At 63.3% G+C, this 20606-nt stretch carries 17 protein-coding genes; 7 read left to right on the forward strand and 10 right to left on the reverse strand.

The features are described from left to right. The 3 genes from serC to mtnA form a co-directional block, all read right to left on the reverse strand. Complete coding sequence (gene serC, locus DCO48_RS00880; RefSeq protein ID WP_116548859.1) at positions 1-1086, reverse strand: 3-phosphoserine/phosphohydroxythreonine transaminase; 1086 nt, start codon at positions 1084-1086, stop codon at positions 1-3. A 97-nt stretch (positions 1087-1183) separates the two neighbouring features. Further along, entirely contained in the window at positions 1184-3973 is a 2790-nt protein-coding gene (gene gyrA / locus DCO48_RS00885; protein ID WP_116548745.1) for a DNA gyrase subunit A, read from the reverse strand. 328 nt (positions 3974-4301) lie between these two features. After that, positions 4302-5366, reverse strand: coding sequence for an S-methyl-5-thioribose-1-phosphate isomerase (mtnA, locus tag DCO48_RS00890; RefSeq protein WP_116548746.1), 1065 nt, complete (start codon positions 5364-5366; stop codon positions 4302-4304). Between the two features lie 109 nt (positions 5367-5475). Here mtnA and DCO48_RS00895 point away from each other — a divergent pair, with 109 nt between their 5' ends. The 4 genes from DCO48_RS00895 (at position 5476) to DCO48_RS00910 (ending at position 9081) form a co-directional block, all read left to right on the forward strand. Beyond that, the gene (locus DCO48_RS00895; protein ID WP_116548747.1) at positions 5476-6807 is read left to right on the forward strand and encodes a TRZ/ATZ family hydrolase; all 1332 of its coding nucleotides are present in this window, start codon (positions 5476-5478) and stop codon (positions 6805-6807) included. Between the two features lie 60 nt (positions 6808-6867). Continuing rightward, complete coding sequence (gene ubiG / locus DCO48_RS00900) at positions 6868-7566, forward strand: bifunctional 2-polyprenyl-6-hydroxyphenol methylase/3-demethylubiquinol 3-O-methyltransferase UbiG (protein ID WP_116548748.1); 699 nt, start codon at positions 6868-6870, stop codon at positions 7564-7566. Between the two features lie 2 nt (positions 7567-7568). After that, positions 7569-8240 (forward strand): N-acetylmuramic acid 6-phosphate phosphatase MupP, encoded by a 672-nt coding sequence (mupP, locus tag DCO48_RS00905; protein ID WP_116548749.1) that lies wholly within the window; start codon positions 7569-7571, stop codon positions 8238-8240. 100 nt (positions 8241-8340) lie between these two features. Continuing rightward, positions 8341-9081: a YciK family oxidoreductase gene (locus DCO48_RS00910; RefSeq protein WP_116548750.1), complete on the forward strand. Its 741-nt coding sequence runs from the start codon at positions 8341-8343 to the stop codon at positions 9079-9081. Between the two features lie 3 nt (positions 9082-9084). Here the strand turns inward: DCO48_RS00910 and DCO48_RS00915 are convergent, their stop codons facing one another. From DCO48_RS00915 to DCO48_RS00945, 7 genes are all read right to left on the reverse strand, one after another. Next, the gene (locus DCO48_RS00915) at positions 9085-9879 is read right to left on the reverse strand and encodes a TenA family transcriptional regulator (protein WP_116548751.1); all 795 of its coding nucleotides are present in this window, start codon (positions 9877-9879) and stop codon (positions 9085-9087) included. 41 nt (positions 9880-9920) lie between these two features. Then, positions 9921-12380, reverse strand: a complete 2460-nt coding sequence (locus tag DCO48_RS00920; RefSeq protein WP_116548752.1) for an EAL domain-containing protein — start codon at positions 12378-12380, stop codon at positions 9921-9923. A 106-nt stretch (positions 12381-12486) separates the two neighbouring features. Further along, a complete protein-coding gene (locus DCO48_RS00925) occupies positions 12487-14319 on the reverse strand; it encodes an ABC transporter ATP-binding protein (protein WP_116548753.1) in 1833 nt (610 codons plus the stop codon). Beyond that, on the reverse strand, positions 14312-14962 hold the full coding sequence (locus DCO48_RS00930) for a DsbA family protein (protein WP_116548754.1): 651 nt from the start codon (positions 14960-14962) through the stop codon (positions 14312-14314). Before DCO48_RS00930 ends, DCO48_RS00925 begins: the two co-directional genes overlap by 8 nt. Before the next feature lie 3 nt (positions 14963-14965). After that, entirely contained in the window at positions 14966-15904 is a 939-nt protein-coding gene (locus DCO48_RS00935) for a rhodanese-related sulfurtransferase (RefSeq protein ID WP_116548755.1), read from the reverse strand. Between the two features lie 107 nt (positions 15905-16011). Next, positions 16012-16311 (reverse strand): BolA family transcriptional regulator, encoded by a 300-nt coding sequence (locus tag DCO48_RS00940; RefSeq protein ID WP_116548756.1) that lies wholly within the window; start codon positions 16309-16311, stop codon positions 16012-16014. A gap of 12 nt (positions 16312-16323) precedes the next feature. Further along, on the reverse strand, positions 16324-16848 hold the full coding sequence (locus DCO48_RS00945) for a DUF2059 domain-containing protein (RefSeq protein ID WP_116548757.1): 525 nt from the start codon (positions 16846-16848) through the stop codon (positions 16324-16326). A 157-nt stretch (positions 16849-17005) separates the two neighbouring features. On the opposite strand from DCO48_RS00945, the gene DCO48_RS00950 reads away from it, so the two are divergent. From DCO48_RS00950 to DCO48_RS00960, 3 genes are all read left to right on the forward strand, one after another. Next, positions 17006-18400, forward strand: a complete 1395-nt coding sequence (locus DCO48_RS00950) for a class II fumarate hydratase (RefSeq protein WP_116548758.1) — start codon at positions 17006-17008, stop codon at positions 18398-18400. A 141-nt stretch (positions 18401-18541) separates the two neighbouring features. Beyond that, on the forward strand, positions 18542-19465 hold the full coding sequence (locus DCO48_RS00955) for an RHS repeat-associated core domain-containing protein (protein WP_116548759.1): 924 nt from the start codon (positions 18542-18544) through the stop codon (positions 19463-19465). A gap of 115 nt (positions 19466-19580) precedes the next feature. Beyond that, positions 19581-20594, forward strand: coding sequence for an RHS repeat-associated core domain-containing protein (locus tag DCO48_RS00960; RefSeq protein WP_116548760.1), 1014 nt, complete (start codon positions 19581-19583; stop codon positions 20592-20594). Positions 20595-20606 lie beyond the last annotated feature (12 nt).

Here is a 20606-nt window from a genome sequence, read left to right on the forward strand (position 1 = left end):
TCAGGAGTGCTCCTTCTCGAATTCCGCCATGTAGGCTACCAGCGCCTCCACAGCGTCCAGGCCCAGGGCGTTATAGATCGAGGCGCGCATGCCACCCACCGAGCGATGACCTTTCAGGTTGAGCAGGCCACGGGCATCGGCACCGGCCAGGAAAGGCTTGTCCAGGCGCTCGTCCGCCAGACGGAACGGCACGTTCATCCACGACCGGGCATTGGTGCTGATCGGGTTGGTATAGAAGTCGCTCTTGTCGATGAAGCCGTACAGGCGGTCTTTCTTCGCCTTGTTGCGCTGCTCCATGGCGGCGACACCGCCCTGCTCCTTCAGCCACTCGAAGACCAGTCCCGAGAGGTACCAGGAATAGGTGGCCGGGGTGTTGTACATCGAGCCGTTATCGGCCGCGACCTTGTAGTCGAGCATGGTCGGGCAAGCACTGCGCGCGTGCCCCAGCAGGTCTTCACGGACGATGACCACCACCAGGCCGCTCGGGCCGATGTTCTTCTGCGCGCCAGCATAGATCATGCCGAACTGCGAAACGTCAATCGGCCGCGAAAGGATGTCGGAAGACATATCGACCACCAGGGGCACGTCGCCAGCCTGCGGCACCCAGTCAAACTGCAGACCACCAATAGTCTCGTTCGAGGCGTAATGCAGATAGGCCGCACCAGGGGTCAGCTTCCACTCGTTCTGGCCCGGGATAGCCAGGTAGTCGTAAGGCTTGGCGCTGGCAGCGACATTGATGTTGCCGTAGCGACGCGCTTCCTCGATGGCTTTCTTCGACCAGATACCGGTTTCGACGTAGTCGGCCGTACCGCCTTCAGGCAGCAGGTTCAGCGGGATCTCGGCAAATTGCTGGCTGGCACCGCCCTGGAGGAACAGCACCTTGTAGTTGGAGGGGATGGACAACAGGTCGCGCAGGTCCTGCTCGGCTTTTTCGGCAATGGCCACGTAGTCGTCGCTACGGTGACTCATTTCCATGACCGACAGGCCTTTGCCGTTCCAGTCCAGCATCTCGGCCTGGGCACGTTGCAGCACAGCTTCAGGAAGCGCAGCAGGGCCTGCGCAGAAGTTAAAGGCTCGTTTGCTCACATCCACTCTCGCTCTGCTCTTGATAACAGCGGGAGCGGACGCCGCGAAAGCGGGTAAGCCCGCCCCCACAGCCGCTCCCAAAGGTTGCGCTTACAGTTTATTCCTGGGGTGTCTCTTCGTCGGCAGCAGCATCCAGTTGCGCCCCGTCCACGACTTCGGCATCGCCTTCAGCAGCCACGCCGCCGACACCATCGATATCGCCGTCGAAACCTTCTTCATCTTCTTCCGAAGGCTCCTGGACCCGCTCCAGACCCACCAGGGTCTCGTCACTGGCCAGCTTGATCAGGGTCACGCCCTGGGTGTTACGACCCAGGCTCGACACTTCACCAACCCGGGTACGCACCAGCGTGCCTTGGTCGGAGATCAGCATGATCTCTTCGCCTTCCTGTACCTGGATGGCGCCGATCAGCTTGCCGTTACGCTCCTTGGTGACCATGGCAATCACACCCTGGCCGCCACGACCGCGACGCGGGAACTTGCTCAGCGGCGTGCGTTTGCCGAAGCCGCGCTCGGAGGCGGTGAGAATCTGCGCGCCGGACTCCGGAATCAGCATGGAAATCAGCTGCTGCCCCTTGCCGATACGCATACCGCGGATACCACGGGCACCGCGCCCCATCTCACGCACCACGCCTTCGGCGAAGCGGATCACCTTGCCGGCATCGGAGAACAGCATGACTTCCTTGGAACCGTCGGTGATCGCGGCAGCAATCAGGGTGTCGCCTTCCTTCAGTTTCAGGGCAATCAGGCCGCTGGAACGTGGACGACTGAACTGCGCCAGCGGCGTCTTCTTGACGGTACCCATGGCGGTTGCCATGAAGATGTACGCGCCGGTAGGCTCGGCCACCAGCTCGGCGGTGTCGCCATCGACTTCTTCGATTTCCTCGGCTTCGATCACTTCGCCTTCGAGCACCGCGTCGTCGGCATCGTCCAGCTCCTCCTCGTCGCCGGCACTCTGCTGCAGGGCCTCCAGGTCGATCTGCAGCATGGTGGTGATGTACTCACCCTCGTCCAGCGGCAGCAGGTTGACCAGCGGGCGACCACGGGCGGCACGCGACGCTTCGGGAATTTCGTAGGTCTTCAACCAGTACACCTTGCCCTTGCTGGAGAACAGCAACAACGTGGCGTGGCTGTTAGCTACCAACAGGTGCGAAATGTAGTCTTCGTCCTTCACGCCAGTGGCCGACTTACCTTTGCCGCCACGGCGCTGGGCCTGGTAGGCAGACAGTGGCTGGGTCTTGGCGTAGCCGCTGTGGGAGATGGTCACCACGCGCTCTTCTTCCGGGATCATGTCACCCAGGGTCAGGTCCAGGCGCGCATCGAGAATCTCGGTACGGCGCACGTCGCCATATTCGGCGCGGATCAGTTCCAGCTCTTCGCGGATGACTTCCATCAGGCGCTCGGCGCTGTTCAGGATGCGGATCAGCTCGCCGATCTGGTTGAGAATCTCCTGGTACTCGGCCAGCAGCTTCTCGTGCTCCAGGCCGGTCAGGCGGTGCAGGCGCAGGTCAAGGATGGCCTGAGCCTGTTCTGGCGAGAGGAAATACTTGCCATCGCGCAGACCGAACTGCTCGTCGAGGTTCTCCGGACGGCAGGAATCGGCGCCAGCGCGCTCGACCATGACCTGCACGGCACTGGACTCCCACGGCGTGCTGATCAGCGCTTCCTTGGCCTCGGACGGCGTCGGCGAGGCCTTGATCAGGGCGATGACCGGGTCGATGTTGGACAGCGCAACCGCCTGCCCTTCAAGGATATGACCACGCTCGCGGGCTTTGCGCAGTTCAAACACGGTGCGGCGGGTAACCACTTCGCGGCGGTGACGGACGAAGGCTTCGAGCAGGTCCTTGAGGTTCAGCACCCGCGGACGGCCATCGATCAGCGCCACGATGTTGATGCCGAACACGCTTTGCAGCTGGGTCTGGGCGTAGAGGTTGTTGAGGATAACCTCTGGAACCTCACCACGACGCAGCTCGATGACGATGCGCATACCGTCCTTGTCGGACTCGTCGCGCAACTCGGTAATGCCTTCGAGTTTCTTTTCCTTAACCAGCTCGGCGATCTTCTCGATCAACCGCGCCTTGTTCAGCTGGTACGGCAGCTCGGTGACGACGATTTGCTGACGGCCGCCGACCTTGTCGATGTCTTCGACAGTGGAGCGCGCACGCATGTAAATGCGGCCACGGCCGGTGCGATAGGCCTCGATGATGCCCTGGCGGCCGTTGATGATCGCGGCAGTCGGGAAGTCCGGACCCGGGATGAACTGCATCAGCTCATCGACCGTGATCTCGGCGTTATCGATCAGCGCCAGGCAACCGTCGATGACTTCACCGAGGTTGTGCGGCGGGATGTTGGTCGCCATACCCACGGCGATACCGCTGGAACCGTTGACCAGCAGGTTGGGGATCTTGGTCGGCATCACCGCGGGAATCAGTTCGGTGCCGTCGTAGTTCGGCACCCAGTCCACGGTTTCCTTGTGCAGGTCGGCCAGCAGCTCGTGCGCCAGCTTGGTCATGCGCACTTCGGTGTATCGCATGGCCGCGGCGTTGTCGCCGTCAACCGAACCGAAGTTGCCCTGACCGTCTACCAGCAGGTAGCGCAGCGAGAACGGCTGGGCCATCCGTACGATGGTGTCGTACACCGCAGTATCACCGTGCGGGTGATACTTACCGATCACGTCACCGACCACACGGGCGGATTTCTTGTACGGTTTGTTCCAGTCGTTACCCAGTTCACTCATCGCATACAGAACGCGGCGATGCACGGGCTTCAAGCCATCACGCGCATCGGGCAGTGCACGCCCGACAATGACGCTCATCGCGTAGTCGAGGTAGGACTGTCTCAGTTCGTCTTCGATATTGACCGGGAGGATTTCTTTGGCCAGTTCGCCCATGAGAAGCCTGATTCCTTTTTCTGGTGAAACCTCGTCACATCCATATGGGACGAACGAAGCTCGCCGCTGCCGGGAGATGCCCTGCAACGACTTACGACAAATCAACGAGTTATGCCATGGATCTGCGCAGTAAAGACAGCCCCAGCGGGCGGTCTTGGAAACCGCCGGATGTTACCACAATCGCCGCAGGCATGGGAGTATGGCAAAGCGCCGCCGGGCATACAGGGGGATAGTGGGGGTTATTGAGACCCCTGCGTGAGCCGGCCTTGCCGGCGATGCGACCCGCAAGCCCGCTATCGCAGGCCAGGCCGCCCCACCCACCGTGCGATCAATGCAACCGCTTGCGACACATCAGCTGCGCGAGCTTCACGATATCCGGCCGCTCTACAATGCCTTTTTCAGTCACGATTACGTCGATCAGGTCCGCGGGCGTCACATCAAATACCGGGTTAAAGACGTCGACCTGCAAGCCGTCGAACTCCAGCAGCTCGCTGCCATCACGCTCCTCGATCAACACGTCGTCGCCACTGGGCAGGTTCATGTCGAGGCTCGAACTCGACGCCACCACCATGAAGCGCACGCCATGGTGCATGGCACTCACAGCCAACTGGTAAGTGCCGATCTTGCTCACCACATCGCCATTGGCAGCGATCCGCTCGGCGCCGACGATGACCCAGGTCAGGCCTTTGGTCTTCATCAGGTGCGCAGCCGCCGAGTCGGCATTCACCGTGACCGGAACCTGCTCCTGCGCCAACTCCCAGGCACTCAGCCGTGCGCCTTGCAGCCAGGGCCGGGTCTCATCGACATACACCCGCTCGATCATCCCTTCCAGGTAGGCCGCGCGGATCACCCCCAGCGCCGTACCCACGCCGCCGCTCGCCAGCGCCCCGGCATTGCCGTGGGTCAGTACCGCCTGTTCGCTACCCTGGTGCTTGCGGATCAGCTCGGCGCCGAGCTGGGCCATGGTCAGGTTGGCTTCGCGGTCGCTCTGGTGGATGGCAATGGCTTCGGCCTCCATGATCGCCAGCACATCGTCGCCGGCCTTCAGGCGCAGCAGCCGCTCACGCATACGATTGAGTGCCCAGAACAGATTGACCGCACTCGGCCGCGCTTCGCCGAGCAGTTCGAAGTCCTCTTCCAGCGCCCGCTCCCAGTCGTCACCCTGGGCCAGGCGTGCGCGCAGCGCCAGCACCAGTCCATAGGCTGCACTGATGCCGATGGCGGCGGCACCGCACACCACCAGGGTGCGGATCGCCTCGGCGACCCCGGCCGCATCGTGATAGACCCGCCAGTCTTGCGCTACCGGCAGCGCGCGCTGATCGAGCAGGTACAGGGCACCGTCCCGCCAATCGATGGCCGTTACCTTCTCTGCAGCCAACAGTCGATCGCGCATCCCTCACCCCGTCATTCGGACATCAAAAGCCGACGATTATAACGAGCCCCTGTCGCGGACGCTCGGGTATACTTCGCCATCCCTTTCGGCCACCCCGGGAAATCCGCGCATGCCCAAGCTTACCGCCCCCCTCGACCTGTTGCTCCTGCCAAGCTGGCTGGTGCCTGTCGAACCGGCAGGGGTGGTACTGCAAGCGCACGCCCTGGGCATTCGTGACGGCAAGATCGTGTTTATCGGCAGCCGCGAAGAGGCCGCACGCCTGAGCGCCAACGAAACCCGCGAGCTGCCAGGCTGCCTGCTCGCTCCCGGGCTGATCAACGCCCACGGCCACGCCGCCATGACCCTGTTTCGCGGCTTGGCCGACGACCTGCCACTGAAGACCTGGCTCGAAGCACACATCTGGCCGGCCGAAAGCCGCTGGGTCAGCGAGGATTTCGTCCGCGACGGCACCGCGCTGGCCATTGCCGAGCAGCTCAAGGGCGGCATTACCTGCTTCTCGGACATGTACTTCTTCCCCAAGGTTGCCGCCGACTGCGTGCATGACAGCGGCATCCGCGCACAAATCGCCACGCCGCTGCTCGATTTCCCGATTCCTGGTGCGCGCACCTTCGACGATGGCCTGCACATCGGCGTCGAGCTGTTCGGCGACCTGCGCCATCACCCGCGCATTACCGTCGCGCTCGGCCCGCACGCGCCGTACACGGTCAACGACGAGAACCTGGAAAAAGTCCGGGTAATCGCCGAAGAACTCGACGCACCGATCCAGATGCACATCCACGAAACCGCCTTCGAGGTGCAGCAGTCCGTCGAGCAGCACGGTGAGCGGCCGTTGGCGCGCCTGGCCCGGCTCGGCCTGCTGGGCCCGCGTCTGCAAGCCGTGCACGTGACCCAGGTCAGCGACGACGACCTGGCCCTGCTGGTAGAAAGCAACACCAGCGTGGTGCACTGCCCGGAATCGAACCTCAAGCTGGCCAGTGGCTTCTGCCCGGTCGAGCGTCTCTGGCAAGCCGGGGTCAATGTCGCCGTCGGGACCGACGGCGCGGCCAGCAACAACGACCTTGACCTGCTCGGCGAAACCCGCACCGCCGCGCTGCTGGCCAAGGCCGTGGCCGGGTCGGCGAGCGCCCTGGATGCGCATCGGGCGTTGCGCATGGCCACCCTGAATGGCGCCCGCGCGCTGGGCCTGGACGCCGTGACCGGCTCGCTGGAACTGGGCAAGGCCGCCGACCTGGTCGCGTTCGACCTGTCGGGCCTGGCCCAGCAGCCAATCTACGATGCAGTGTCGCAACTGATCTACACCAGCAGCCGCGACTGCGTGAAGCATGTCTGGGTGGCTGGCCGGCAACTGCTGGAAGACGGCCGCCTGACGCGGATGGACGAACAGGCCCTGCATGCCAGTGCCTGTGCCTGGGGCCAGCGCATCGCCGGCCAACACGAATAACCCGCTGCCAGCCCCGGCTGGCGCCCGTAGCAAATTATCGAAGTTTCAGAGGACCGTTCCATGAGCAACGTCGACCACGCCGAAATCGCCAAGTTCGAAGCCCTGGCCCACCGCTGGTGGGACCGCGAAAGCGAGTTCAAGCCGCTGCACGACATCAACCCGCTGCGGGTCAACTGGATCGACGAGCGGGTCAAGCTCGCCGGCAAGAAGGTCCTCGACGTCGGTTGCGGCGGCGGTATCCTCAGCGAGGCCATGGCGTTGCGTGGCGCTACCGTTACCGGCATCGACATGGGCGAGGCGCCACTGGCCGTGGCCCAACTGCACCAGTTGGAGTCGGGGGTGAGCGTCGACTACCGACAGATCACCGCCGAGGCCCTGGCCGAAGAAATGCCCGAGCAATTCGACGTGGTTACCTGCCTGGAAATGCTGGAGCACGTGCCAGACCCGTCCTCGGTGATCCGCGCCTGTTTCCGCATGGTCAAGCCGGGCGGCCAGGTGTTCTTCTCGACCATCAACCGCAACCCGAAGGCCTACCTGTTCGCCATCATCGGCGCCGAATACATCATGAAGTTGCTGCCACGCGGCACCCACGACTTCAAGAAATTCATCCGCCCGTCCGAACTGGGCGCCTGGAGCCGGGCTGCCGGCCTGGAGGTCAAGGACATCATCGGCCTGACCTACAACCCGCTGACCAAGCACTACAAGCTGGCCCCGGACGTTGACGTCAACTACATGATCCAGACCCTGCGCGAGGAATAAGCATGCGTTTGCGAGCAGTACTTTTCGACATGGACGGCACCCTGCTCGACACGGCGCCGGACTTCATCGCGATCTGCCAGGCCATGCTGGCCGAGCGCGGCCTGCCGGCAATCGATGAGCAGAAGGTCCGCGACGTGATTTCCGGCGGCGCACGGGCAATGGTCGAAGCCACTTTCGGCATCAGCCCCGACGCGGCAGAATTCGAGGCCTTGCGCCTGGAGTTCCTCGAACGCTACCAGCGCGACTGCGCGGTGCACAGCAAGCTGTTCGACGGCATGGCCGAGCTGCTTGCCGACATCGAGAAAGGTAACCTGCTGTGGGGCGTGGTCACCAATAAGCCGCTGCGCTTTGCCGAACCGATCATGCAGCGCCTGGGCCTGGCCGAGCGCTCGGCCCTGCTGATCTGCCCGGACCACGTAAAAAACAGCAAGCCCGACCCGGAGCCGCTGATCCTCGCCTGCAAAACCCTGAACCTGGACCCGGCCAGCGTACTGTTCGTCGGCGACGACCTGCGTGACATCGAGTCCGGCCGCGATGCCGGCACCCGCACCGCAGCGGTGCGCTACGGCTATATTCACCCAGAGGACAACCCCAACAACTGGGGCGCGGACGTGGTCGTCGACCACCCACTGGAGCTGCGCACGGTGCTGGATAGCGCACTCTGCGGTTGCTGACCCTGTCGCCGGCAACGCCGCCTCCCACACAACGGTGCCAATGGCCTGTGGGAGCCGGCCTTGCCGGCGATCAAGTCCCCCCCTTTTTCGAGGTAACCCCATGTTCGACTACACCGCCCGCCCTGGCCTGCTGCAAGACCGCGTCATTCTGGTAACCGGCGCCGGCCGTGGCATCGGTGCCGCCGCTGCCAAGGCCTACGCCGCCCATGGCGCCACCGTGCTGCTGCTGGGCAAGACCGAAGCCAACCTGACAGCGGTCTACGACGAAATCGAAGCTGCCGGCCACCCACAACCGGTGGTCATTCCGTTCAACCTGGAAACCGCCCTGCCGCATCAGTACGACGAGCTGGCCGTGATGATCGAGAATGCCTTCGGACGCCTCGACGGCCTGCTGCACAATGCCTCGATCATTGGCCCGCGCACGCCGATCGAACAGCTCTCGGGCGAGAACTTCATGCGCGTGATGCACATCAACGTCAACGCCATGTTCATGCTCACCGCCACCCTGCTGCCACTGCTCAAGCTGTCCCAGGATGCCTCGGTGGTGTTCACCTCCAGCAGCGTCGGGCGCAAGGGCCGGGCCTACTGGGGTGCCTATGGGGTGTCGAAGTTCGCCACCGAGGGCCTGATGCAGACCCTCGCCGACGAACTGGAAAATGTCGCGCCGGTACGCGCCAACAGCATCAACCCGGGCGCGACCCGCACCAGCATGCGCGCCCAGGCCTACCCAGGGGAAAACCCGGCAAACAACCCACTGCCGGAAGAAATCATGCCGGTGTACCTGTACCTCATGGGTCCGGACAGCACCGGCATCAACGGTCAGGCGTTCAACGCCCAATAAACGTCATTCGACCAGCGCCGCCCGCGTGGCGGCGCCTTGACGCTTCGGGAGTGCCGGTTCCTCTTGCAGGCAGCGCTCCAGAAACAGGTACATGTAGTGGTAACTCTTGCACACCGCCTCGCGCAGCTCCGCCTGCAATGTCGCCGAGGGGTGATTGCCCGCCAGTGTGCAAACGATCTCCAAGGCTTCCCAGGGGTGCTCATCGTCGTACTGGGCATGCAGCTTCAGCCACTTCATCGCGCGTTTGCGCCCCTCCTCCGGGAGCCCCGCCGCATAGGCACCGCTCGAGCAGACCAACGCCGACCACTCGCCCGTCGCCCCTTCGATGGCGTAGTTGGTGGCGGCTATCGCCACAATCAGCGAATCGGCCGAACTGGTGTGCCAGCACCAATGGCTGAGGGCATGCAGTTCCGGCGGCACCTGCTGCGCCTGCAACTCGGCCAGGCTGATGCCATGGGCATGGCACCAGTTCACCCAGTAGTCGGCATGATTGAGCTCGACGCGGATATTGCGCATCAACCAGCGTCGCGCCAGGTCTTCGCCGGGGTGACGCGCGTAGCGGGTCTTGGTCAGGTTCTGCGCCATGTACAGGGAAAACTGCTCGACCACCGGCCAGCCACCAATCAGGTACTGACGCAGGGCCTTGCTGCCCAGGCGGTTGTCGCGCAAGCGCTGATAAAACTCATGCTCCACCACGCGACGCTTGCTCGCGGCGCAGTCGCGGATCAACTGCTGGGCCCATAACGGGTAGCTTGCGGGGTCCATCAATGGACCGGTTCGAATGAACGCATCAATCACTGTCAGCTCCTTTGATTCCGTGTGATTTTTGCAGGGCAGCGTCAGCCGAAGGTGCCCGGTTCCCTGAACATCAGCGACCGCGCATTGTGGCGCTGGCGCTGCAAGCTTTCGCAGGTGAACACCTGCGGCCGCTCGATCAGGTAGCCCTGGGCATAATCGACACCGATCTCCTGCAGTGCCTGCTCGATCAACGGCGTTTCGACGAACTCGGCGATGGTGCGCTTGCCCATCACATGGCCGATGTGATTGATCACTTCGACCATCGCCCGGTTGATCGGGTCGTCGAGCATGTCCTTGACGAAACTGCCGTCGATCTTCAGGAAGTCTACCGGCAAGTGCTTCAAATACGCGAATGACGACATGCCGGCGCAGAAATCGTCCAGGGAGAAGCGACAACCGAGCCCCTTCAGCTCGTTGATGAAGCGGATCGCACTGCCGAGGTTGGCGATGGCGCTGGTTTCGGTGATCTCGAAGCAGATCAGCCGCGGCGGGATGGCGTACTCGGCAAACTGCCGGTGCAGGTATTCGAGGAAGTTGTCATCGCCGATGCTGCTGCCCGAGAGGTTGATCGCACACATGGCCAGCGCCCCGTCAGGGCGATTGTCCAGGCCCTGGCGGATCACCTGGAACACATTGCGCACCACCCAGCGGTCCAGCGCAGTCATCAGGCCATAGCGCTCGGCAGCGGGAATGAAGCTATCTGGAAGGATGATCCGGCCGCTCTCGTCGTGCAGGCGCAGCAAAATCTCCAGGTGCCCAGCGGTTGCCTCATGCTCATGCAGCGCAGCAATTTCCTGGGCATAGAGACAAAAGCGGTTCTCTTCCAGGGCAATGTGCAGGCGCTGGATCCAGGCCATCTCGCCAAAGCGCATGGACAGTTCGGTGTCGTCAGGGTGATACAGTTGCACCCGATTACGACCTCTTTCCTTGGCCATGTAGCACGCCATGTCGGCGGCCCGCAGCGACGCCTCCAACGAGCTCGGCGCCTGCACCAGGTGCACCAGACCGACGCTGACGGTGGTCATGAACGGCCGCCCCTTCCAGACGAAATGCAGGCTCTGCACTGCCTGGCGCAGGTTTTCGGCAATCCGCTCGGCCTGCTCGGCCGGGCAATTCTGTAGCAGGATGCCAAACTCGTCGCCGCCCAGCCGAGCCAGCACATCGCCCTCACGCAAGCCGGCTTGCAGCACCGCGCAGATGTGCCGCAGCAATTCATCGCCCGCGGCATGCCCGCTGGTGTCGTTGACCAGCTTGAACTGGTCCAGGTCGAGGAACATCAGCGAATGCCGCCCTACCTGCCTGGCCAGTTCATTGAGCGCCTGCTCCAGGCGGTATTCGAACTCGCGGCGATTGGCCAGCCCGGTCAGCGCATCGTGGGTCGCCTGCCACGACAGATTGGCAATGTACTGGCGCTCCTGGGTCATGTCGTGCAGCACCAGGACCACCCCGCCGACCTCGCCTTCGCTGAGGATCGGCGCGCCGACCAGCGTCACCGAAACAGTGCTGCCATCGAGCCGTTGAATCAGCTTGGCCTGCTCGCTACCGCCGCGCAGAGCCCCGTTGAGGATGTGCTCGGTGAGACTGAGGTGGTCCTTCTCGGCGTTGTCGTCAAGCAGACTGAACAGCGCGGCCAGCGGCAGGCCCTGGGCCTGTTCGGCGTTCCAGTGGGTCAGGTGCTCGGCAGCCGGGTTCATATAGGCAATATTGCCTTCGACGTCGGTGGTAATCACCCCGTCGCCAATCGACTCGAGGGTAATCTGGGCGCGATCCTTTTCCGCCTGCAAGGCGCTGGCAAAGGCCTGGCGTTGTGCCAGCAGCTTGCTCGAACGCAGCCAGGCCAGGGCGATCAGGAACAGTGCGGTGGCCAGGTTGACCACCAGCAGCAGGCGCAACAGCACCCGCGAACCTTCCCCAAGGGCATCGCTAAAGGCAGTGGCCGCCGGGGTGACGGCTTCGTTGATCGCGGCGATCCGCGCTTTCCAGTGCGTCACGGTCTGCGCTGAGTGGCGACCGTCGGCGAAACCGGTATGGATCTCATCGGCCAGGCTGTCCAGTTCCTGCAGGAAACCGTCGCCGACCGCCCACAGCTCGATAGCCCGGGCCAGGTAACTGACATGGCGGAAGTTCTGATACAGCCAGATCACCCGGGTGGCGTCATCCGGGTGGTTGCCACCTTGCAGAAAACCGGCGCGGGCGGCGTCGAGGTCCGGCGGCTGGCTATCCATGGCCACGCGCAGGTCGTGCCCGCCCTGGGGCACCGAAATCGCCTTGCGGTACTTGTAGAAGGTGGTTTCGTCGCCGCTATCGGCGTACAGGTTCAGGTAATAGATAGCGTCTTTCTGGCCCTTGGACCAGAGACTCTCGCCGGCAACGTAGCCACGCAGCGACGACAGCGCATAGAGGCTGATACCGCCCAGCATCGCCTGGAACAGCACCACCGCAACAAATGGCCAGATGATCCCCAACAGCCGGGGCGCTTCGAGAGTCCGTTTTCGCTTCATGAGGTCCTTGCCGCAGAGCCGTATGAATCTCAACACATATCATCACAGCCTAGGCTATTTGCCATCAAGGCAAAGGTGGATTTCTCGGCCGCCCCGGCAATTTCTTTCAGCTCTGCTGCAGATGCCCGTACAACTTGGCGTAAAGCCCGCCTTCGGCGATCAGTTGCTGGTGATCGCCGTCCTCGGCGACATGCCCGCCGTCGAACACCAGCACCCGGTCGGCCTGCTTCACTGCCGACAAGCGGTGGGCGATGATCAGCGTGGTGCGCGCACTGAGGAAGCGCGCCATGGCTTCGTGCAGGTTGTATTCGGTAGCTGCGTCCAGCGCCGAGGTGGCTTCGTCGAGAATCACCACTTTCGGTTCGGCCAGAATCATCCGGGCAATCGCCAGGCGCTGCCGCTGGCCGCCGGACAGACGAACACCGGAGCGGCCGACCACGCTGTCCAGGCCCTGCGGCAAGGCCGCAATGGTGGCATCGAGCTGGGCGATGCGCAGCGCCTGCCAACAGGCGTCGTCGCTGCTGTCGCGACCCATGGTCAGGTTGGCGCGCACGGTATCGTTGAACAAGGACGGGTGCTGCAGCACTACCGCGACCTGCTCGCGCAGGGTTTCCAGGCCGATTTCCGGCAAGGTTGCGCCACCGAAGCGGATAGTTCCGGCCTGAGCGGTGTACAAGCCCAGCAACAACTGCACCAAGGTGCTTTTACCGCCGCCGCTGGCGCCGACGATGGCGACCTTCTCACCCGGCGCAATCGACAGGTTGAGCTGGTCGAGCACAGGCTCCTCGCCATAGCCGAAGCGCAGGCCGCGCACGTCGATGCCGACGGTGGTCTGGCCCTTGAATGGGTCGATGCCGCCAGGATATTGCGGTTCGTCGCTACGCGCGAGCAGCTCGTTGAGCCGGCTCAACGCACCGCCGGCGGCGTAATAGGCGTACTGCAAATTAAGCAACTGCTCGACCGGGCCGATCATGAACCACAGGTAGCTGAACACGGCGAGCATCTGGCCGATGCTGAGGTCGGAAAACAACACGGTGAGCATGGCGGCGGCGCGGAAGATATCGATCCCGAACTGGAACAGCAGGCCACTGGCGCGACCGCTGGCATCGCTTTTCCATTGCGAAGCGACGGCATAGTTGCGCACTTCCTGGGCACGCAGGCCGAGCCGGCCGAGGAAATAGCCCTGACGGTTGCCGGCCCGCACTTCCTGAATGGCGTCGAGGGTTTCGGTGAGCGCCTGGGTGAAACGCGAAGTGCTGTCGTTTTCGAGCTTCTTCAGGTGTTTGACGCGCTTGCCCAACTGCACCGTGGCGAAGATCACCAGCGGGTTGAACAACAGGATCAGCAGCGCCAGCTGCCAGTGCATCCAGATCAGGATTGCCGCCGTGCCGGTCAAGGTGAGCATGGCCACCAGGAAGCGGCTGAGGGTTTCGCCGACAAATTTGTCCAGGGTGTCCAGATCGGTCACCAGGTGGGTGGTTACCGTACCGCTGCCCAGGCTTTCGTACTCGCTGAGCGAAATACGCTTGAGCCGCTCAATCAGGCGAATACGCAGTCGGTAGACAATGTCCTTGGCCAACCCTGCAAACAGTTTGGCCTGCACCACGTTGAAGGCCAGCGCGCAGCAGCGCAGGCACAGGGTCACCACCAGCATCAGGCCGATATAGCCGGCCGATACCTGCCAACTGCTCGGCAGAAAGTTGTTCATGAACTTCAGCGCGGCATCGCCATGCCCGAGCAACACTTCGTCGACCAGCAACGGCAGCAACAGCGGAATCGGCACGCTGCACAACGCCGCCAGTACGGCCACGCCGTTGGCGATCCACAAGGCTTTTTTATGGTGCAGGGCCAGGCGGCGGATTTCCGCCCAGCTCAGGCGATCGGCAGGGGTTGGCGCAGGCCCTGGTAGCGGGTCGGGCGAGCCTGGCAGATCAAGCATGCGCGGCGCGCTCCTGGTGCTTCAAGTGCTCCAGCCAGCGCCCGAGCAGCGGCGCCAAGGCGTCGAGCGGCTGATAGCCGTTGGTCAGCAGGGCCAACTGGCCATTACGTTCGGCAAGCAGGGTCGGGAACCCGGCAATGCCCAGGTCCTGCACCCAGCTGAAATCGGCAGCGGTCGCCGCGCGGGTCTCGGCGCTGACGAACGCATCGGAAAACGCCGTGCGCTCGAAACCGGCGCGCTCGGCAAGCTCGACCAGTTGCGGGGCACGGGTGACGTCTTCGGTGTGCTGATAGAACGCTTGTTGAATCGCCTTGAGCAAGGCCCAGCCAAGCTGCGGATCGAGGCTACGGGCCGCGACCAGCGCCCGGCAGGCCGGCTCGGTGTCGTAGACAAAACCGTCGGGCAGCGCGCCGTCGAGCTGGAACGGCTGGCCGGTGGCCGCAGTGACCGCCTGCCAGTGCTCAAGAATATAACGCCGGGTCGAGGCGTCCAGCGCGCTGCTCGCACTGCGCAACCCACCGACCACCAGGTGCGTGTGCACCCCGGCGGCGCTCGCCTGCGCGATCAAGGCCTCGGCTACCGGCGCAAAACCCCAGCACCAGGAGCACATCGGGTCCATCACATAGAGCAGGCGAGCGGTCATGTATCACTCCTCGGCGGCTTTGCGGTAGTTGTGGCCGATCGGGTGCGGCAGGTTGCGGGCCTTGGCCAGTTCGATCTGCTTCTGCCGATCGATGGCGCTACGCCGGGTCTTCTCGCTCAGGCTGTCCCAGCAGTGCGGGCAACTGACTCCGGGCGAGTAGTGCTCGGAGGCGCGCTCTTGCGCACTGATCGGGGTACGGCAAGCGTGGCACTGGTCGTAGTCGCCTTCGCTGAGGTCGTGACGCACGGTGACCCGGTTATCGAAGACGAAGCAGTCGCCCTGCCAGCGGCTCTGCTCCTGAGGCACCTCTTCGAGGTATTTCAGGATCCCGCCCTTAAGATGATAGACCTCTTCGAAACCCTCGCCGAGCATATAGCTGGAGGCCTTCTCGCAGCGGATGCCGCCGGTGCAGAACATCGCCACTTTCTTGTGCCGGGCCGGATCGAAATTGGCCTTGATGTACTCGGGGAACTCGCGGAAGGTGGTGGTTTTCGGATCGATGGCGCCTTCGAAGGTGCCGATCGACACTTCGTAGTCGTTGCGGGTGTCGATCAGCAGCACTTCCGGGTCGCTGATCAGCGCGTTCCAGTCCTTCGGCTCGACGTAGGTGCCGACCTGGTGGTTTGGGTCCACGCCCGGCACGCCGAGGGTGACGATCTCTTTCTTCAGCTTGACCTTGGTGCGGTAGAACGGCTGCTCGTCGCAGTACGACTCTTTATGGTCGACGTCGACCAGACGTTCGTCGCTGCGCAGCCAGGCGAGCAGGCCGTCGATGCCTTCGCGGGTGGCCGAAACGGTGCCGTTGATGCCCTCTTCCGCCAGCAGCAGGGTGCCCTTGACGCCGTATTTTTCCATGGTTTCGAGCAACGGCTCACGCAGCTCGACGTAATCTTTCAGGGTGACGAACTTGTACAACGCCGCCACGACGATAGCTTGGGTCATGCAATAACTCTCCAGGTGGTCACCCTCGTAAAGGGCGGACCGGATGACAAATAAAAACGCGCCGACGGGCGGCGCGTTGCGGATTCTAGCAAAAACCTGATCGGGAATCAGTGTTTGCTGCCTCCGGCACAGGTTGGCGAGGCCGGCGCAGCGCCGATCTTCTGCCATTCCTGCGGGGTATAGGTGTGCAGTGCCAGGGCGTGGAACTGCCCCATCAGGTCGCCGAGGGTGGCGTAGACCTTCTGGTGGCGCTTGACGCTGCTCAACCCGTCGAACTGCTCGCTGACCAGCACCGCTTTGTAGTGGGTCTGCTGACCGCGGCTGTGCATATGGCTCTCGTCGAGCACCTCAAGGTGCTGCGGGCCAAGTGCCTGCAGGCTCTGTTCGATTTTCTGCTGCATGGACATGGACGGCTCCGCTTACGGTTTCTTGGCCGCAGCGGCCTTGCCGGCGTTCGGGTCCAACTCGTTGGTCATGTCAGCCAGCAGCTTGTTGACCACCGGCACCGCGCTTTCCAGCTTCTGCTGGGTCAGCTGGGCCGATTGCTGGGTGACTTGCGGCATTTTTTCCAGGACTTTCTTGCCCAGCGGCGACTGGTAGAAGGCCACCAGATCTTTCAACTCCTGTTCGCTGAAGGTACTGGTGTAGAGCTTGACCATGTCCGGCTTGAGCTTGTTCCAGCCGATGGCCTGGTCCAGGGCAGCGTTGGCCTTGGCCTGGTAGCTGTCGAGCACGGATTTTTTCGAGGCCGGGGCCTTGGTCTGCTCGAAGCGCTGGGCAAACATCTGTTGCACCTGCATGTAGACCGGGGTACCCAGTTTGTCGGCATGCGCCATGACCAGGAATTTTTCGGCGCTGGCGTTGTGGCTGGCGGTGTCGGCAAGTGCCTGGCCGCTGGCGCAGACCAGCGCAACAGCCGTGCAGAGGGCGCGAAGACGGGTCATCTGAATTCCTTGAATTGAAAGTAAAGGGTGTACCCAAGAGTAGAGCATTCTGCGCCGAGTCGGCCGTACTGCTCAAGGGGGGCGACAGGCGATGGAACCGGCCTGTCGATTCAGGGCCTAAACTGCGGAATCGGACCGTTAAAGGAGTGAGAGCCGCATGAGCCGTATCGAAACTGACAGCCTGGGCCAGGTCGAAGTTCCTGACGACGCCTACTGGGGTGCGCAGACGCAACGTTCGCTGATCAACTTTGCCATCGGCAAGGAGCGCATGCCGCTGGCGGTACTGCACGCCCTGGCGCTGATCAAGAAGGCCGCCGCGCGGGTCAACGACCGCAACGGAGACCTTCCCGCGGACATCGCCCGGTTGATCGAACAGGCCGCCGACGAAGTGCTCGCCGGCGAGCACGACGCGCAGTTTCCGTTGGTCGTCTGGCAAACCGGCAGCGGCACCCAAAGCAACATGAACGTCAACGAGGTGATCGCCGGGCGAGCCAACGAACTGGCTGGCAAGGGCCGTGGCGGCAAGGTGCCAGTACACCCGAACGACCACGTCAACCGCTCGCAAAGCTCGAACGACTGTTTCCCCACGGCGATGAACATTGCCACAGCCAAGGCTGTGCAGGAACAACTGCTGCCGGCGATTGCCGAGCTGTCGGCAGGGCTGGCCGAGCTGTCGGCGCGCCATCAGCACCTGGTCAAGACCGGCCGTACCCACCTGATGGACGCCACGCCGATCACCTTCGGCCAGGAAGTGTCGGCTTATGTCGCGCAGCTCGACTATGCCCAGCGGGCGATCCGCGCCTCGCTGCCGGCGGTGTGCGAGCTGGCCCAGGGCGGCACGGCAGTAGGCACCGGGCTGAACGCGCCACATGGCTTTGCCGAGGCCATCGCCGCCGAGCTGGCGGCGCTGTCCGGGCTGCCGTTCGTCACCGCACCGAACAAGTTTGCCGCGCTGGCCGGGCATGAGCCGCTGGTGACGCTGGCCGGTGGCTTGAAAACCCTGGCAGTGGCCTTGATGAAGCTGGCCAACGACTTGCGCCTGCTCGGCTCCGGGCCGCGTGGCGGGATCGCCGAAGTGCGCTTGCCGGCAAACGAGCCGGGCAGCTCGATCATGCCCGGCAAGGTCAACCCGACCCAGTGCGAGGCGCTGTCGATGCTGGCCTGCCAGGTGCTGGGCAACGACACGGCGATCGGCGTGGCGGCAAGCCAGGGGCATCTGCAACTGAACGTGTTCAAGCCGGTGATCATCCACAACCTGTTGCAGTCGATCGTGTTGCTCGCCGATGGCTGCCGCAATTTCCAGCAGCATTGTGTGGCCGGCATCGAACCGGATGCCGCGCAGATGGCCGCGCACCTGGAGCGCGGCCTGATGCTGGTGACAGCGTTGAACCCGCACATTGGTTATGACAAGGCGGCAGAAATTGCCAAGAAAGCCTACGCCGAGGGCACCACCCTGCGCGAGGCGGCGTTGGCCCTGGGCTACCTGACCGACGCCCAGTTCGACCAGTGGGTGCGGCCAGAAAAGATGCTGGAGGCCGGCGGCAAGAGCTGACACAGCGCCCCGAACACCTGTCACCGCGGCTAAGGGCTGCGGTAACAGGTGAGCCCGGTCAACTGATATTTATGCCAGTTTCGCTCCCCCCCTTCGCCGCGCACACTGCATGGGCACATCCCGCCCCCTCAGGAGCATCCTATGGCAGTTTCTCGCGCCAGCCTGCTATGCCGCTACGGTTACACGGCGTCCGACCAGTTGCGTGAAACCCGCACCCATGCCCCAGGCGCCCAGCAGCACTTTTATCGTAACCAGCGCCGGGTGACGCAGATTGACGACCAGGCGCAATACACACTGCTCAATCACCTGCGGCATCTGCTGGCGCAACGGCAATGGGTGAACGGGTTGCCCAGTTCAACCCTACTGGCAACCGACGTTTGCGGCTCACTGCTGCTGACCAGCAAGTTGCCGCTCGGGCAATCGAACTACACACCTTACGGCTACAGCTCGCAAATCGACTCGTTGCCCGCTGTGCCGGGCTTCAATGGCGAATGGCCGGACCCGCTTACTGACAACTATCTACTCGGTAACTACCGCAATTACCGCCCGCAGCTGATGCGCTTCATCGCCGCCGATAGCGCCTCGCCGTTTGCGCAAGGAGGGCTGAACAGCTACGCCTATTGCGCTGGCGATCCAGTCAACCAGCAAGACCCTAGCGGCCATGGCCCCATTTCACGGCTGTTCAAGCTGCTGAAACGGCCACTGGGCAGCTCGACACGGGTTGATGACGACCTGATCAGAGCCGAACACAGCGCCGCACCGGCCGCCTCCCGCCCCTCCCGTTCCGCTACTGCGCAGCCTGCCCGCCTGATCGGGGCCAACCCCATAGCCGACGAATACTACCGACGCGTCGTCCAGGCCCGCCAACCGCAGCACCCAGCGCCCGCAACCCCTATAGCGCAGTCCGATTCGCCGCCGGCCTATGACAGCCTGTTTCCCGAGCCCCCGCCCCCCTCTTATGAAAGCGTGACGCAGGCCGCCCCCCCAGCGCCATATTTGCAGACGAGGAGAAGTCCAGAGCCTGCTCCAGCCACGACACGAGACACCATCAGACGCCGCAGTTGAGCCGCGGACACCCGCCTGAAGTGGCTCGCGGTGGGACCTGTCATTTCTGCCAGTTGTGGCAACACCCCATCGCGCTCAACCTGAGCGTCGTCGCCACCCGCACAAGGGCCCGCACATGACTCGCACCGGTAAAGCTTCAGGCTGTCGCTACCGCTACAACCCATTGGACCAGTTGACTGCCAGCGAACGCCTGGGCCTGGTGACCCAGCGCTTCTACCGCGCAAAACAAGCGGTAACCGAGCTGTCGGCAACCGCACGACGCAGTCTGGTGCAAGCGGACAACCAGCTGTTGGCCCTACAGCAATGGGGCGGCGCCAGCGAAGGCTCGGCCCTGCTAGCCAGCGACGGACACCGCTCGGTCTTGCACGCCCAGGGCGCCGTTGGCCAAGCACTCAGCTATAGCCCTTATGGCTATCGCTGGCGAACCGAGGCGCAAGGCGATCTGCCTGGGTTCAACGGAGAGTTTCCTGAATCGGTCAGCGGGCATTACCTGCTGGGCGATTACCGTCTGCTCAACAGCGCGATCATGCGCTTTCACAGCCCGGACAGCCTGAGCCCCTTCCGCAACGGCGGCTTGAATCCTTATGCCTATGCGCTGGGTGACCCGATCAACCATGTCGACCCGGATGGACACAAACCGATCAGCATCATCGCCAAGATGCTTGGCCTGGGCGCGAGTGCCGAACCCAAGGCGTCGAGGGCAATTCAGAAGATCGCCGCGACGAGCTCAGGAAGCACCGCGGCCAGCGACGATGCACTCAAATTCGGTATAAGACTGAAGCGCGAACCCAGCGGGCTGCTGGAACACAAGCCAGGCACCGCACGCTCGGGCAGCCCGGCAGCCACCCACGAGGGGCCGGTGGTCAGCTCACGCCCCCCCGACTGGGGCAACCAGCATCCCGTCGATACCATGCCGGACGAGGTGCCACGAAATCCGCTCCGCTTCGTCCCCGCGCGGCCATTGCCGCGGCTGAGCACCCGCGATCCCCGACTGAGAGGTAACACGGAAGCCATCGCGCGCCTGGAAGAGAACGCCCATCCTCCCGCCTACAACAACCTCGACATCGGCGGCGGATTGCCGAGTTACAAGGAGGCGAGCGAAAAAATCGCCTCGATACGCCGAAGCTGAACGCTGCCCAAC

Source organism: Pseudomonas sp. SDI, assembly GCF_003105155.1.
Classification (GTDB): Bacteria; Pseudomonadota; Gammaproteobacteria; order Pseudomonadales; family Pseudomonadaceae; genus Aquipseudomonas.